At 67.2% G+C, this 14599-nt stretch carries 14 protein-coding genes; 11 read left to right on the forward strand and 3 right to left on the reverse strand.

Features of this window, described 5'->3' with window-relative positions:
• The 9 genes from F0357_RS20360 to F0357_RS20400 form a co-directional block, all read left to right on the forward strand.
• On the forward strand, positions 1 to 1092 hold a 1092-nt coding region (locus F0357_RS20360; RefSeq protein WP_153488875.1), incomplete at its 5' end, for a polyamine ABC transporter substrate-binding protein.
• A gap of 125 nt (positions 1093 to 1217) precedes the next feature.
• Complete coding sequence (locus F0357_RS20365; RefSeq protein WP_153491394.1) at positions 1218 to 2045, forward strand: ABC transporter permease; 828 nt, start codon at positions 1218 to 1220, stop codon at positions 2043 to 2045.
• Positions 2042 to 2824 carry an ABC transporter permease gene (locus F0357_RS20370; protein WP_153488879.1) on the forward strand — a complete coding sequence of 261 codons (783 nt, stop codon included), beginning with the start codon at positions 2042 to 2044 and terminating at the stop codon, positions 2822 to 2824. The genes F0357_RS20365 and F0357_RS20370 overlap by 4 nt, the downstream gene beginning before the upstream one ends.
• A 40-nt stretch (positions 2825 to 2864) precedes the next feature.
• Positions 2865 to 3947, forward strand: coding sequence for an ABC transporter ATP-binding protein (locus tag F0357_RS20375; protein WP_153491403.1), 1083 nt, complete (start codon positions 2865 to 2867; stop codon positions 3945 to 3947).
• A 20-nt stretch (positions 3948 to 3967) separates the two neighbouring features.
• Entirely contained in the window at positions 3968 to 5245 is a 1278-nt protein-coding gene (locus F0357_RS20380; RefSeq protein WP_153488884.1) for a nucleotide disphospho-sugar-binding domain-containing protein, read from the forward strand.
• On the forward strand, positions 5242 to 5601 hold the full coding sequence (locus F0357_RS25005; RefSeq protein WP_312861760.1) for a cupin domain-containing protein: 360 nt from the start codon (positions 5242 to 5244) through the stop codon (positions 5599 to 5601). The genes F0357_RS20380 and F0357_RS25005 overlap by 4 nt, the downstream gene beginning before the upstream one ends.
• A 24-nt stretch (positions 5602 to 5625) precedes the next feature.
• Entirely contained in the window at positions 5626 to 5970 is a 345-nt protein-coding gene (locus F0357_RS20390; protein ID WP_153488888.1) for a cupin domain-containing protein, read from the forward strand.
• 149 nt (positions 5971 to 6119) lie between these two features.
• Positions 6120 to 7655: an aldehyde dehydrogenase family protein gene (locus F0357_RS20395; protein WP_153488900.1), complete on the forward strand. Its 1536-nt coding sequence runs from the start codon at positions 6120 to 6122 to the stop codon at positions 7653 to 7655.
• A gap of 121 nt (positions 7656 to 7776) precedes the next feature.
• The gene (locus F0357_RS20400) at positions 7777 to 8256 is read left to right on the forward strand and encodes a nucleoside deaminase (RefSeq protein ID WP_153488904.1); all 480 of its coding nucleotides are present in this window, start codon (positions 7777 to 7779) and stop codon (positions 8254 to 8256) included.
• Between the two features lie 19 nt (positions 8257 to 8275).
• Here F0357_RS20400 and fhuB read toward each other — a convergent pair whose 3' ends face one another.
• From fhuB to F0357_RS20415, 3 genes are read right to left on the reverse strand one after another with little or no spacing between them, the layout of a single operon-like run.
• Entirely contained in the window at positions 8276 to 10249 is a 1974-nt protein-coding gene (gene fhuB / locus F0357_RS20405) for a Fe(3+)-hydroxamate ABC transporter permease FhuB (RefSeq protein WP_153488909.1), read from the reverse strand.
• Entirely contained in the window at positions 10242 to 11159 is a 918-nt protein-coding gene (locus tag F0357_RS20410; RefSeq protein ID WP_312861761.1) for an iron-siderophore ABC transporter substrate-binding protein, read from the reverse strand. Before F0357_RS20410 ends, fhuB begins: the two co-directional genes overlap by 8 nt.
• Positions 11160 to 11196: 37 nt before the next feature.
• Positions 11197 to 13350, reverse strand: a complete 2154-nt coding sequence (locus tag F0357_RS20415) for a TonB-dependent siderophore receptor (RefSeq protein WP_153488924.1) — start codon at positions 13348 to 13350, stop codon at positions 11197 to 11199.
• A gap of 278 nt (positions 13351 to 13628) precedes the next feature.
• Between F0357_RS20415 and F0357_RS24710 the strand changes: the two genes are divergently transcribed.
• Together F0357_RS24710 and F0357_RS24715 are read left to right on the forward strand one after the other, a co-directional pair.
• Positions 13629 to 14168 (forward strand): hypothetical protein, encoded by a 540-nt coding sequence (locus F0357_RS24710; protein ID WP_246161837.1) that lies wholly within the window; start codon positions 13629 to 13631, stop codon positions 14166 to 14168.
• Between the two features lie 20 nt (positions 14169 to 14188).
• Positions 14189 to 14488 (forward strand): helix-turn-helix transcriptional regulator, encoded by a 300-nt coding sequence (locus F0357_RS24715; RefSeq protein WP_312861762.1) that lies wholly within the window; start codon positions 14189 to 14191, stop codon positions 14486 to 14488.
• Positions 14489 to 14599: the final 111 nt, after the last annotated feature.

Here is a 14599-nt window from a genome sequence, read left to right on the forward strand (position 1 = left end):
ATGACGATCGAGACCCGCGACCGCGGGGGCCGGACGGCCCGCGCGCTGTTCGACGCACGCGCGTTTTTGGCCGCCGGCGCTTTGGCGCTCGGCCTCACCGCGCAAGGCGCGGCCGCCGCCGATCTCACCATCTCGAACTGGGCCGGCTACATGCCGCCCGACATCGCCGACACCTTCAAGGCGGCGACCGGTCTCACCGTCGAGGTCGTCACCCACGCCACCAACGAAGAGATCATGGGCAAGCTCGTCGCCTCGAAGGGCAAGGGCTTCGATCTCGTGTTCGTCTCCTCGCCGTTCGCCGAGGCGCTTCAGAAGATGAAGTTGCTCGCGCCGATCGATCATGCGGCGGTGCCGAACCTCGCCAACCTCTATCCGCAGGCGATCGACCTCGCCTACGATCCCGGTGCGAAGTTCTCGGTGCCCTATACCTGGGGCACGACGGGCCTCTGCTACCGCTCCGACCTCGTCAAAACGCCTGTCGACAGCTGGTTCAACCTGGTGAAGCCCGACGCCGCGCTCAAGGGCAAGATCACCATGCTCTCGACCGATCGCTGGCTGATGGAGGCCGGCCTCATCCCGCTCGGCTATTCGGTCAACGATCCGAACCCCGAGCACGTCAAGAAGGCGACCGAGCTCCTCATCGAGGCGAAAAAGTCGCTGCTCGCCTACGACGACACGACCTTCTATTCGAAGCTCGTTTCGGGCGAGGCGCATCTCGTCCAGGCCTGGGACGGCTGGTGCAATTACGGCATCGCCGAGAACGCCGCGATCAAGTTCGTGGTGCCGAAGGAAGGTTCGGATCTCTGGGTCGACACCATGGTCGTGCTCAAGGATTCCGAGCACAAGGACGCGGCGATGAAGTTCATCAACTTCATCCTCGACGCCAAAAACCATGCCTGGGCGGCCGAGAACATCGATTACAAGGTGCCGAACAAGGCGGCGATGGCGCTTCTGAAGCCGGACTTCCTGGAGAAGTTCCCGAACATGAAGATGACGCCGGAAGAGCTCGTGAAGTTCGAGCTCCTGCGCGATCTCGGCCCCGCCCAGCGCGAATATTCCCGCGCGGTGAGCGAGATCAAAGCCGCGAACTGACGCCGGCCGCGCCCCACTCCCCTCGCGCCGCCCCGCCGGAATCCGAGAATTCCCGCGGGGCGGCCCGGCAAGTTTCGAACCGAGCGACGCCCTTGTCCCCCGTTCTCGCCCGCCCGACCTGGCTGATGCTGCCGGCGCTCCTCTGGCTCGCGATCTTCATGATCGTGCCGGTCGGGCTCGTGCTCGCCTATTCGGTGTTCACGCGTGGGGTCTATGGCGGGATCGATTACATCTTTACATGGGATAATTTCGTCCGCGCCGCCGACCCGCTCTATGCCCGCATCTTCCTCACGTCCGCGCGGGTGGCCGGCCTCGCGACGATCTTCGCCCTCCTCATCGGCTATCCGGCGGCCTACGCGATCGGCCTCGCGCCGAAGCGCCATCAGGCGACGCTCCTGTTCTTCGCCGTGCTGCCGTTCTGGTCGAACTACCTGATCCGCACCTATGCCTGGATCGTGCTGCTCAACCGCGAAGGGCTCATCAATGCCGGCCTCAAGGCGCTCGGCTATCAGGGCGAGCCGCTCTCGATCCTCTATACCGAAGGCGCCGTCATCGCCGGGCTCGTCTACAATTATCTGCCCTTCGTGATCCTCGCGATCTACGCCTCGCTCTCCCGCCTCGATCCGCAATTGCGCGAGGCCTCGCGCGATCTCGGCGGCGGCGCGGCGACCACGTTCTGGCGGGTGACGCTGCCGCTCACCGTGCCGGGCGTCGCCGCCGGCGCCGTGTTCGTGTTCGTGCTGTCGATCGGCAATTTCGTGACGCCCGCCCTTCTCGGCGGCGGTCGATTCCAGATGGTCGGCAACCTCGTCTACGACCAGTTCCTCACCGCCAACGATTGGCCGTTCGGCGCCGCGCTCGGCCTCGCGCTGATCACGGTGATGCTGGTGCTCCTCATCGTCCAGGCGGCCCTCACCGGCCGCGCCGCGGGCGAAGCGCGGAGGCCGGCATGAAGGGCTCGCAGATCTCGGCGACGCTGATCCTCATCGCGGTGTTCAGCTTCCTCTATGTGCCGATCGCGGTGCTCGTCCTGCTCTCGTTCAACGAGGCCGGGCTGCCGACGGTGTGGTCGGGCTTCTCGACGCGCTGGTATGCGAGCCTCGTCCACCACGCCGAAATCCTCGGCGCGGCCTGGAACACCCTCGTCGTCGCCGTCGCCGCGACGGCGATCTCGACCGTGCTCGGCACCCTGCTCGCCCTCGGGCTCGAGACGCGCGCCCGCCGCTCCCGCGGCCTCGAGGCCCTCGTCATGGCGCCGATGATCATCCCCGACATCGTGCTCGCCGTGTCGCTGCTCTCCTTCTTCTCGTGGGCGGACGTGACGATGGGGCTGCATACCATCATCGCGAGCCATGTCGTTTTCGACCTCGCCTTCGTCTCGGCGGTCGTCCGCGCTCAGCTCAAGAGCTTCGATTTCTCGATCGTCGAGGCCTCGCGCGATCTCGGCGCCGGCGCCTTCACCACGTTCCGCCGGGTCGTGCTGCCGGTCATCCTGCCCGGCATCGTCGCCGGCGCGCTGCTCGCTTTCACCCTCTCGGTCGACGAATTCATCATCGCCTTCTTCACCGCGGGCGCCGGGCGGGATTCCATCACGCTGCCCATGCAGATCTATTCGATGATCCGCTTCGGGGTGACGCCGGAAATCAACGCGCTCGCGACCCTGGTGATGGCGGTCAGCGCGACCGCGCTCCTCATCTCCCAGCGCCTGAACCGCGGGGCCATCGCGCCATGAAGACGTTTCCCCGATGAGCACGAAGGTTTCCCTCCCCGACATGCCCAAGGATGCCGCCTCCGGCGCCGCGATCGTTCTCGCCGTCGAGGGCGTCGCGAAGCGCTATGGCGGCGTGTCGGCGATCACCGGGGTCGATCTCGACATCCGCGAGAACGAGTTCTTCGCCCTGCTCGGGCCGTCCGGCTGCGGCAAGACCACGCTGTTGCGGATGCTCGCCGGCTTCGAGACGCCGACCGAGGGGCGCATCCTGCTCGACGGCGTCGACATCGCGCCGATGCCGCCGAACAAGCGGCCGGTCAATCTGATGTTCCAGTCCTATGCGCTGTTCCCGCACATGAGCGTGCGGGCGAACATTGCCTACGGGCTCGAGATGGAGAAGCGGCCGCGCGACGAAATCCGTACCCGCGTCGACGCGATCCTCGCGACGGCACACCTCACGGACTTCGCAGAACGCCGGCCCGACCAGCTCTCCGGCGGCCAGAAGCAGCGCGTCGCGCTCGCGCGCGCCCTGGTCAAACGGCCGCGCGTGCTCCTGCTCGACGAGCCGCTCGGCGCCCTCGACAAGAAGCTGCGCGAGGCGATGCAGCTCGAGCTGAAGCGCCTGCAGCACGAGGTCGGCATCACCTTCGTCATGGTCACCCACGACCAGGAGGAGGCGCTGGTGATGGCGGACCGGATCGCGGTGCTGGAACGCGGGCGGCTCGTTCAGGTCGCCGCCCCGCACGAGATCTACGAGCGGCCGGCGACCCGCTTCGTCGCCGACTTCATCGGCGTGATGAACTTCATCCCCGGCAGCTTCGGCGAGAGCGGGCTGAAGGCGGCGGACGGGTCCCGATTCCACGCCGACGAGGCCGCGCCTGTCGGCCGCGCCGGCGCGCTCGCGATCCGGCCGGAGCGCATCGCGCTCGATCCGGGACCGGACCTCGTCAACCGCGCCAGCGGCACCATCGAGGCGATCGCCTATCACGGCCTCGATCTGCAACTCCACGTCCGCAGCCCGATCGCGCCGAAGCCGATCCTGGTGCGCCTCTCGGCCGGCGAGGCCGATCGCCGGGCGCTGCGTCCGGGTCTCGACGTCGCCTTCGGCTGGTCCGCCGCCGACACCCGCCTTTTCCTCGATTGATCCCGTCAGGAGCGCCGCCGATGGCCCAGAAGATCGTCGCCTTCTTCCCCGAAGCCGCCTATGGGCCGGCGCTCAACTCGGTCGGCATCGCCCAGGCCGTGGAGGCGCTCGGCCACAAGGCGGTGTTCCTCTCCGATCCCGGCTTCGTCGAGGTCTATCAGGGCTACGGCTTCGAGGCGCACCCCGTGAACCTCTCGGAGCCGATGCCGGCCGAGCAGATGGCGAAGTTCTGGGAGGACTTCATCAACGGCCACATCCCGAACTTCCGCAAATCGCCTTACGACCAGATCGACAATTACGTGAAGGATTGCTGGACCGCGATCGTCGACAGCGCCAAATGGGCGCAGAAGGACCTGCCGGGCGTGCTCGCCAAGATCAAGCCGGACCTGATCTGCGTCGACAACGTGATCCTATTCCCGGCGATCAAGCAATACGGCAAGCCGTGGGTGCGCATCATCTCGTGCTCGGAGAACGAGATCGAGGACGAGGCGATCCCGCCCCACCTGTCGGGCTGTGCCGAGACGGATCGCGAGGGCCATGCCCGCTTCCGCGAGCGTTTCAACACGGTGATCCGGCCGATCCACGACGATTTCAACGCCTTCCTCGCCGACACGGGCGAGGCCGCCTATCCGATCGGGCAGTTCTTCGAGGCGTCGCCTCACATGAACCTGCTGCTCTATCCGGAGCCGGTGAAGTTCAACCGCGCCCATCCGCTGCCGGCGGAGCGCTTCCAATATCTCGAAGGCTGCGTGCGCAAGGAGGCGGCCTACGAAGTGCCGACCTTCGCCGCCCACGACGACAAGCCGCTGCTCTACGTCTCGTTCGGCAGCCTCGGCGCCGGCGACACCGAACTCCTGAAGCGCATCATCGCGGTGATCGGCAAGCTCCCCTACCGGGCACTCGTCAATGTCGGCGGCTACAAGGATCAATATTCCGACGTGCCGCCGAACGTCATCATCGACGGCTGGTTTCCGCAGCCCTCGGTGATCCCGCAGGTCGACGCGGTGATCCACCACGGCGGCAACAACTCGTTCACGGAATGCCTCTATTTCGGCAAGCCCGCGATCATCATGCCCTATGTGTGGGACGGCCACGACAACGCGACGCGCGTCGAGGAAACCGGCCACGGCTTCAAGATGCCGCGCTACGAATGGACCGACGACGAGCTCGCCGCAAAGATCGAAGCCTGCCTGACCGATGCGGCGATGAAGGCGAAGCTCGCCGCGACCAGCGCCCACATGCAGGCGCAGAGCGGCCCGGCCAAGGCGGCCAAGATTCTGGAAGGATTGATGTCGTGAGCGCTCCCGCCTCGTCCGCGCCGCACTTCGCGGAAGCGACCACCCGCACCGATCTCGTCGATTGGGGCGTCCAGTCGGACGCCATCGAGGGCGTTTCCCATTCGAGCGGCCGGCTTCTCTACAAGGGGCCGAACAACCAGCCGGAAAGCGGCCTCTGGGTCTGCACGCCGGGACGCTGGCGGCTGTCGATCCCGCGCGACGAGTTCTGTCACTTCGTGGCCGGCCGGGCGACGTATCGTTCCGACGCGGGCGAGGTGATCGAGATCGTGCCCGGCACCTGCGTGCTGTTCCCCGCCGGCTGGACCGGCGAATGCACCGTCCACGAGACGATGCGCAATCTCTACATGCTGGCCTGATCGGCCTCGAACACGGATTTCATGATGACGACACCGGTGCTCTACAACCCGCTCGACGTGACCGATCTCAAGGATTGGGGCGTCATCCCGACCATGATCGAGGGCGCGTCGCACACCTCGGGCGTGCTGCTCCACAAGGGTCCCGAAGGCCGCTCCGAATGCGGCATCTGGGTCTGCACGCCGGGCAAATGGGAGTGCCACGTCACCCGCGACGAGTTCTGCCACTTCCTCGCCGGGCGGGCGACCTATGTCCACGAGAGCGGCGAGGTGATCGAGATCGTGCCCGACACCGCCGCCTTCTTCCCGCAGGACTGGAAGGGCGTCTGCACCGTCCACGAGACGGTGCGCAAGGTCTACATGATCCGCTGACGGCCGGCGCTCCGACGCGCCCAGAGGGGGCGCCCGCGCCCCTCTTCGAATTCCAGGGGGGCGTCCGCGTCCCCCTCCCTCTTCCGGGCGACCTCTCGAAGGTAGCCCGCGTCGTCCCCGACGACGCCTCTCACGCTGCGGTGCCTGCCATGTCGCTCTCCGGCTCCGATGCGGCGCGATCCTTCGCCGCCGATCGCCCCTCGTTCTTCCTGAACCCGTTCTGGCACACCGGCGCCGGCCCCGCCGTCCCGGTGATCGATCCGGCGACGCTCGAGCCCGTCGGCAGCCGGGGCGAGACGACGGCGGACGAGATCGAGACGGTGCTCACCCGGCTCAACGCGGCCCAGACGGCGTGGAAGACGGTCGACGCAAAGTCCCGCGCCCGCCTCCTCCACAAGGTCGCCTCGACGATCGAGGCCGCGGACCTGCGCGATTGCGCCGTGCTGATGACGCGGGAGATGGGCAAGCCCTATCCGGAGGCGATCGGCGAGCTCGCCAATTGCGCCCCCGTGTTCCGCTATTTCGCGGAGATGGCGCGCGACGACGCCGGCAAGATCGCCGGAACGACGCAGACGGGCTCGTTCCAATATGCGCGCTACGAGCCGCTCGGCGTCTCGGTCCACATCATGCCGTTCAACTTTCCCGTCCTCCTGATGTGCTGGACGGTCGCGGCTTCGCTCGCCGCCGGCAACGGCTGCATCATTAAGCCGGCGCCGGCGACGACGCTGTCGACCCTCGAGTTTATGAAGGTGTTCGCCGACCTTCCCGCCGACCTCGTCGCCTGCCTCCCCGGCGGTGCCCCGGTGGCGGAGGCCCTGATCGCTTCGGAGCGCACCCACGCCGTCGCCTTCACCGGCTCGGTCGCGGCCGGCCGCGCGGTCGCCGCCGCGGCGGCGGGGCGGATGAAGCCGGCAATCATCGAAGCCGGCGGCTCCGATCCGATGATCGTGACCGCGAACGCGCCGCTCGACGTCGCCGCGGCCGGGGCGGTTACCGCCGCTTTCCACCTCTCCGGCCAAGTCTGCACCTCGGCGGAGCGCTTTTACGTGGTCGATGCCGTCCACGACGCCTTCGTCGAGCGCTTCGCGGCGATCACCAAGCGGCTCCGTGTCGGCCACGGCCTCGAGCGCTCGGAGATCGGCCCGCTCGTCAGCGAGGCGGCGCGCGCCAAGGTGATCCGCCTCGTCGACGACGCCCGCGCCAAGGGCGCCACGGTCGTCACCGGCGGCGGCATCCCGGCCGACCGGCCGGTCGGCTGGTTCTACGCGCCGACCATCCTCACCGGCTGCACCCACGAGATGGCGATCATGCGCGAGGAGGTGTTCGGTCCGGTCGCGGCGATCTGCCGGGTCAAGGATTTCGAGGAGGCGCTCCGGCTCGCCAACGACACGCCGTTCGGCCTTGGCGCCTCGATCTTCACGACGAGCCTCGAGGAGGCGATGGAGGCCTCGGAGCGGCTCGAATCCGGCATGGTGTGGGTCAACAATCCGCTGATCGACAACGACGCCCTGCCCTTCGGCGGCTGGAAGGCGTCGGGGCTCGGCCGCGAACTCTCCCGCCTCGGGCTCGATGCCTTCCGCCGCGCCAAGATGGTCATCATCGACCACAAGCCGGCGGTGCAGGACTGGTGGTATCCCTATCCAGACGAATGGTTCTACGACATCGGCGGCCGCACCCACGCCTGAGCCGAGCGGCCCGCCGCGGCGCGCGCCGGTCCGCCCCTCTTTCCAAGTCGTCTTTCAAAGCGTCTTCCAAGCGCGCGCGGCCCGTGAAAAGCTGAGACCTCCTTTCGAAGAGGTCCCCGCGATGCCGACGATTCCCGACCACGAAACTCTGCTGCGGAAGGCGTTCGACGTGGCGCGCCGCGCCCGCGATGCGGGGCAGCACCCATTCGGCGCCATCCTCGCCGGGTCGGACGGGCGCGTGCTGCTCGAACAGGGCAATCACAGCCACCACGAGGGCCGCGATCTCACCGCCCACGCCGAGCGCATCCTCGCCTCGCGGGCCTCGCGGGCGCATCCGCCGTCCTTCCTCGCCGAATGCACGCTCTACACCTCCGCCGAACCCTGCGCGATGTGCGCCGGGGCGATCTATTGGGCGGGGATCGGCCGCGTCGTCTTCGGCCAGACCGAACGCGCCCTGAAGGCGCAAACCGGCGCCCACGAGGAGAATCCGACGCTCGATCTGCCGTGCCGGATCGTCTTCGAGGCCGGCCAGCGGCCGACCGAAGTGATCGGCCCGCTCCTCGAAGAGGAAGCCGCCGCGCTGCAGGAAGGGTTCTGGTGAAGGCCCGGATCGTCTCGCATCACAAGGCCCGGCGGCGCCCGCCGCCGAGCAGCCAGATCAGATAAGGTCCTCCGATCAGCGCGGCGCAAAGCCCGATCGGGATCTGGTAGGGATAGGCGACGGTGCGGCCGATCCAATCGGCGAGCACCATCAAGCTCGCCCCGAGCCCGGCGGCAGCGAGGGTCTGGCCGAGGCCCCGGCCGAAGCCGACGAGACGGGCGAGATGGGGGCCGACGAGCCCGATCAGGCTCAGCGGCCCGACCAGGAACGCTCCGACGGCGATCATCAGAGCGGCGAGCATCGCGAGGATGAGCCGCGCGCGGGCCACTCCCAAGCCAAGGCCGCGGCCGACGCTCTCGCCGAGCGGCAAGAGATCGAGCCAACGGGCCACCAACGGCACCGGGGCGAGCAGCAGCAGCGCGAGGGCGAAGCCGGCGACGCTCTCGACGGTGCCGAGCCGGTCGACCGACCCGCTCATCCACACGAACAGCGGAAAGGCGCGCGGGTCTCCGCTCGCGAGCACGATCGAGAGGACGGCGAGGGCGGCCGAGCCGAGCGCGAGGCCGCCGAGCAGCATCGGTTCGGGCGCGAGGCGGCGGCGCGCGGCGAGCGCCAGCACGCAGAGGATCGCAGCCGCCGAGCCACCCACGCAACCGGCGATCATCGCGCCAGGCCCGGGCGCCGACATCGTCAGCAGCACGGCGGCGAGGCCGACACCGGCGCCCGCGCTGACCCCGAGCACCTCGGGACCGGCGAGCGGGTTGCCCGTAATGCGCTGCAGAAGCGCCCCGGCCGCCCCGAGCAGCGCCCCGGCGGCGGCGGCGGACAGGATCCGGGGTGCGCGAAGCGGCAGCAGCGCCCCAAGGTCCGGCCCCCAAGCGAGCGACAAACCCTCCGCATTGCGGCCGACGAGAAGGCTGCCGACGACCAGGATCGCCACCGCACCGCACACGACGAAGACGGGATGCCGCAGGCGATGGCGACCATATCCGCGAGGCGCGGCGAGACCGGCGGCGGTGCGCAGGCGCGGCAGCATCCACAGGAGCAGCGGCCCGCCGAGCAGGCCCGTCACCGCACCCGTCGGAAGGTCAATGCCCGGCATCAGAACCGCGACCATTTGGACGAGCCCGTCCGTCAGCCAGAGCAGCACGGCCCCGACGAACGGCGCGGCCAGAAGAATCTGGCGGAGCGTCCGGGCACCGGCGATGCGGGCGAAGATCGGCGCGGCGAGCCCTACGAATGCGATGAGACCGACCTCGGCGACGACGCAGCCGGCGAGCCAGACGGCCAAAGCGATGGCGAGACCGCGGATTGCCGGGAGGGCGACGCCGAGCGAACGCGCGCTCGAATCCTCGAGCGAGAGCACCGCCAAGGGACGCGCCAGGAGCGCAGACACCACACCAGCGAGCACGAGCGAGACGGCGACGAGCGCGGCCGGCTGCCAGCTCTGCTGATGCAGGGACCCGGCACCCCAGATGAAGATCCCGAGAGCATATTCGCCACGTGCGAGAATCACGGCGTTGGCCGCCGCCGCCGCCATCAGCGAGACGACCATGCCGGACAGCACCACCGTCACCGGATCGAGGCCCCGACGCCAGTTCCAGGCGAGGACGATCGCAGCCGCCACGCCGCCCCCGGCGAAGGCGATCCCCTCCCGTGCGATCGGCAGCCCGAGCGGCCACACCAGGCCGGCGAGGCTCAAGGCAAGCTGGGCGCCCGATGCGATGCCGAGCGTGGAGGGATCGGCGATCGGGTTGCGCAGCACGCGCTGGAGCAGCACTCCTGCGAGCCCGAGTGCCGCCCCCGCGAGCGGCGCGATCGCCGCCCGTGGCAGCAGGCTGTGCCACAGCACGATCGCATCGAGCTCTCCCGGAATGGGGGTGCGGTAGAGGACCACCACGACGCCGAGTCCGAGCGCCGCGGCCGCGAGGGCGACCCAGATCCAGACGCCCCACCTCACCACGGGGCCTGAGCGGAGGGCAATCTCAGCCATGGGAGGTCATCCCCACGAGGGCATCGCGCAGCAGGGTGCCGAAGCGCACGGCCGTCGGAAGCGCACCGAACGGATTGACCGGATCAAGCGTCACCACGCGGCCGTTGCGGACCGCCGGAAGCGCCCGCCATAGCCTGCTCTCGGCGAACATCCGCACCGCCTCTGGCGGCACCGGAGGCAGAATGACGATCGTGGCGTCCGGAAAGGCCGCCAGCCGTTCGATGCCGATCGGCGCGGACGCAGAATAACGGGTCGGCCCGTCCCAGGCGTTCGCGAGGCCGATCCGCGCGAGCACCGCGCCGAACAGGCTGTCCATGCCAAACACCCGAAAATGCCGCGCGTCCCCGAGATTGATCACGAGCATCGGCCGACCGGCCACTCCGGCAAGATCGCGATGGAAGGCGTCGAGGCTCGCCTCGGTTCGCGCGATCAGAGCCGCGCCGGCAGCCGGCGTTCCGATCCGGTCGGCGATGGCGCGGGTCGCGGTGCACGACAGCTCGAAGGACGGCGCCCCTAGCCCGTAGAACGTCACCGTCTCGACCGGAGCGATCCGCTCCAGCGCCGGGGTCGCCCAAAGGTAGAAATTCGTGCTGACGATCAGATTGGGTCGCGCTGCGAGCAACGCCTCATAATTCGGCATGCCCCGCAGGCCGACATCGACCACGGCCGGTGGAGGCGGCGGAGACACCACTATCTGCCGATAGAGCACCAATTCCGCCGCGGCCACGGGCACATTGCCGATGGCGAGCAGCGTCTCGAGCACCGCCCAGTCGAGGGTCGCGACCCGCAACGCGGCCGGCGCCAGTATCCCAGCAAACGCGCGGCCGAGCGGCCCGGGCGATGCCCAGCCGAGCGCAGCGAACGCCCCGCCGAGGACGGCTCGCCTCGTGCTCCCCGTCGGTACGCTCACCGCTCGGCACCCGCGCATCCGTGCCGATCCGCCGCGATCACCATTTGTAGGAGAGCTGCGCAAGAACCGTCCGCCCATCGCCATAGAAGCAGCCGAAAGAGCCGCAGCTCGAGACATATTTCTCATCGGCGATGTTGTTGACGTTCAACTGCAGCTTGAACGGCCCCTTTTCATAATGAAGCGCCGCATCGAACAGGGTGTTCGAGTCGAGCAGCAGCGCATTGTCGTCGAGGGCATAACGCTCCCCGACGAAGCGGACACCGCCGCCGAAGCCGAGCCCCTCCATGACGCCGCCCTTAATCGTATAATCGAGCCAGGCATTCGCCAGATAATCGGGGACGTTGGCGGGCCGGTTCCCGGAATATTGCCCGGCCGTGATCTCCGGATCCATGTAGGTGTAGTTCGCGATGAGATTGAGACCGTCGGCGAGGCTCGCCGTCGCGGAGAACTCGATGCCCTGGACGCGAATCTCGCCGGTCTGGACGGTATAGGAGACACCACCGATCTCCTCGAGCGTCGAGACGTTCGATTGCGTGAGATTATAGAGCGCGACGGTGAAAATCGCGTTGATGCCGACCGGCTGATATTTGATGCCGGCTTCGTATTGCTTGCCTTCGGAGGGTTTGAACGGCTCTCCGCCGAGCACCGCCGGCATGTTTCCGATCACCGGTTCGAACGATGTCGAATAGCTCGCATAAGGCGCCACGCCGTTCGCGAAGAGGTAGGTCAATCCCACGCGGCCGGTGGTGGCGCTGTCGTTCTGATCCTGCACCGTGTCGCCGAAGTTCGAATCGGTCGTGGAATCGACGTTCGCCCAATCCTGCCGGAGACCCAGCGTGAGCAGCCACGGCCCGAGGCGGACCTGATCCTGACCATAGAGGCCGAGCTGGCTGATGGTGCCGTTCGTGTCCGATTCGTACCAAGGGTCGTTGACGATCGCCATATAATAAGATGGCGTGAATACATTCACCGACGGCGCCGTGCCGAAGGTCGTCGACGTATCGACATTGTGGTTTCGGTAGTCGAGACCGACAAGGACCGTGTGCTCGACCGGCCCTGTCGCGAACGATTTCTCGACTTGATTGTCGATAGTGAAGGTCCCGAGATTTTCAGAATTGGTCGACGTTCCGCGGTTGGCGATATCCGCGTCTGTCGCGCTCAAGCCATTATAATAAAGGCTGTCATAGTCCCAGTTGAGCCACGTATAGCGCGCGTTCTGCCGCACCGCGAAGGTCTCGTCGAAATTGTGGGAGAATTCGTAGCCGAGGTTGGACAGAGTGCGATTGGAGGATTGGAAGTTCGGGTCGCCAAGATAGGTGTTCGTCGAGAGCGACAACCCCTTCGGTGCATTCACGGTGTATTCCGGCGGAAGACCAACCGGAGACTGCGGCGTATCGTGCTGGATGCTCGCGAGCAGCGTGAGCGAGGTGTCGTCGCCCGGCTGCCAGGTCAAGGCGGGCGCGAAGAAGTAGCGGTCTTCGTCGACGAAATCGGTTTGGGTATCGGTGGTCCGCGCGAGACCCGTGAGGCGGTAGGCGAGCTCGCTGCCCTTCCCGATCGGCCCGCCGACATCGAAACTGCCGGAATAATTATCGAAGCTGCCCGCCTGCGCGTCGACTTCGGCGATGGTGTCCCACACCGGCCGCTTGCTCACCATGTTGATGAGACCGCCGGGATTTCCCTGACCGTAGAGCACCGACGAGGGCCCGCGCAGAACGTCGATCCGCTCCAAGCCATAAGGCTCGATCGCGGTCGCGCCCTGGTCGCGCATCAGCTTGAGGCCGTTCAGATATTGGCTGTTCGCCGCGGAGAAGCCGCGAATGATCGGGGCATCGAAGCGCGGATCGGTGCCGAACGGCTGAGACACCACGCCGGCGGAATAATCGAGCGCCTGACCGACGGTCTGAACATCGCGGGCGTTCATCTGATCGCGCGTCACCGTCGAGACCGATTGGGGCACCTCGAGGATCGGGGTGTCGGTCTTGGTGCCGGTCACGGTCCGGCGCGCGACGTAGCCGCGCACGGGACTCGTCGCAGTCTCGCGGGTATCGGCGCCTTGGACTGTGATCTCGTCGAGCTGAATCGCATCGGACGAGGCATCCTGTGCGCGTGCGGACATCGGCGCACCCGAGACCGCCACGACCCCGACCGTCAGGAGGAGGCCCCAGCGAGGCCGTTGCGATAGTGTCATCTTAGAATCCTGCAAAGATCGCGTGCCGTCCGCCTCAGCGCGAAGCCAATCGAAATCACCACGCTCGTTCGTCATCCGTCACAGGCTTCATAGCAATCAAGCCTCGGCGAGGATTGTTCCTTCCTCTTGCGCATGGAACGTTTTTGCTGCGTTATCCGATCGCCTTACGAGGTTCCAGCGATTATTCTTTATTGGAATTTCTCTATTTCGTATGTGGAGCGAGATTACGAGGGATGGCGATACTTTTGCGCGAGGACGAGAAAGTATTCCGGCCACGCATGACATCGCAGATCGAAGGCATCACCGTGCTCGATCCGCTGCAATGGCGGGGGTGGACAGGGGTTGTGGCGGACGTCTGGCACGCCGCGTGTTCGCCCGGCGCCCGCGGCGAATATGTGTCGCGCGACCCGCGCCTCTTCGTCGTGCTGGAGCGTGAAGGCTCGCCGGGCGCCCTGAAGCTCTCGGCCGGAGGTGGAGCGCTGCCCCCCTGTCATGCGCCGCAATACTTCAATCTCATTCCGGCCGGCGTGCCGCTCTGGTCTGAGGTTTCATCCCCCCTTCGTCTGAGGCACCTCGACATTCATTTCGAGGCCGCGACGCTCGCCGCGCGTCTCGGCGACGAGGCGGAGGACGGCCCGCTCGAAACGCTCCGGCTCGGACTTGTCGATGAAGGCGTCCTCTCCCTCGCCCGCTTGATCGCGGCCGAGTGCGCCACCTCCGGTGTCCACAGCGGTCTCTACGGCGACGGGCTGACCCTCGCCCTGCTCATCCGACTCTTGCGGCTCGGGGGGATGTGCAGCGGCCAGGACCATCGCTGACAGCCCGCCAACTCAAGCGCGTGACCGATTATCTGGAAGAGCACGCTCTCGGCGCGGTCCGCCTTCAGGACCTCGCCGACCTCGTCGGATTGTCGCAATCCCATTTCAGCCGCGCCTTCAAAGCCGCGACCGGATTGCCCCCGCACCAATGGCACATGCAGGCTCGCATCCGGCGGGTTCAGACGATGCTGAGCGACGGCCTGCCGCTCAATCATATCGCTGCGTCGGCCGGATTCGCGGACCAGGCCCATTTCACCCGCGTCTTCCGGCGGGTCGTCGGCGTGACCCCGGCGGTGTGGCGGCGCGAAAGGCTGTCCTAAGCGCGATACGGGAGATGGGGAAACGGGCTGTTGCATACCAGCAACAGGCGGACCGAGTCGCTGGCGGGCGCGGCCGGAAGAAGGAGGTCATTGATTACAATCAAGGGACCG

Origin of the sequence: Segnochrobactrum spirostomi (assembly GCF_009600605.1) — a bacterium.
GTDB classification, from domain to species: domain Bacteria; phylum Pseudomonadota; class Alphaproteobacteria; order Rhizobiales; family Segnochrobactraceae; genus Segnochrobactrum; species Segnochrobactrum spirostomi.

Coding starts and splice junctions, on each gene's coding strand:
- F0357_RS20365 (WP_153491394.1), top strand. CDS start 1,218: ATGCTGCCGGCGCTCCTCTGGCTCGCGATCTTCATGATCGTGCCGGTC.
- F0357_RS20370 (WP_153488879.1), top strand. CDS start 2,042: ATGAAGGGCTCGCAGATCTCGGCGACGCTGATCCTCATCGCGGTGTTC.
- F0357_RS20375 (WP_153491403.1), top strand. CDS start 2,865: ATGCCCAAGGATGCCGCCTCCGGCGCCGCGATCGTTCTCGCCGTCGAG.
- F0357_RS20380 (WP_153488884.1), top strand. CDS start 3,968: ATGGCCCAGAAGATCGTCGCCTTCTTCCCCGAAGCCGCCTATGGGCCG.
- F0357_RS20390 (WP_153488888.1), top strand. CDS start 5,626: ATGACGACACCGGTGCTCTACAACCCGCTCGACGTGACCGATCTCAAG.
- F0357_RS20395 (WP_153488900.1), top strand. CDS start 6,120: ATGTCGCTCTCCGGCTCCGATGCGGCGCGATCCTTCGCCGCCGATCGC.
- F0357_RS20400 (WP_153488904.1), top strand. CDS start 7,777: ATGCCGACGATTCCCGACCACGAAACTCTGCTGCGGAAGGCGTTCGAC.
- fhuB (WP_153488909.1), bottom strand. CDS start 10,249: ATGGCTGAGATTGCCCTCCGCTCAGGCCCCGTGGTGAGGTGGGGCGTC.
- F0357_RS20415 (WP_153488924.1), bottom strand. CDS start 13,350: ATGACACTATCGCAACGGCCTCGCTGGGGCCTCCTCCTGACGGTCGGG.
- F0357_RS24710 (WP_246161837.1), top strand. CDS start 13,629: ATGACATCGCAGATCGAAGGCATCACCGTGCTCGATCCGCTGCAATGG.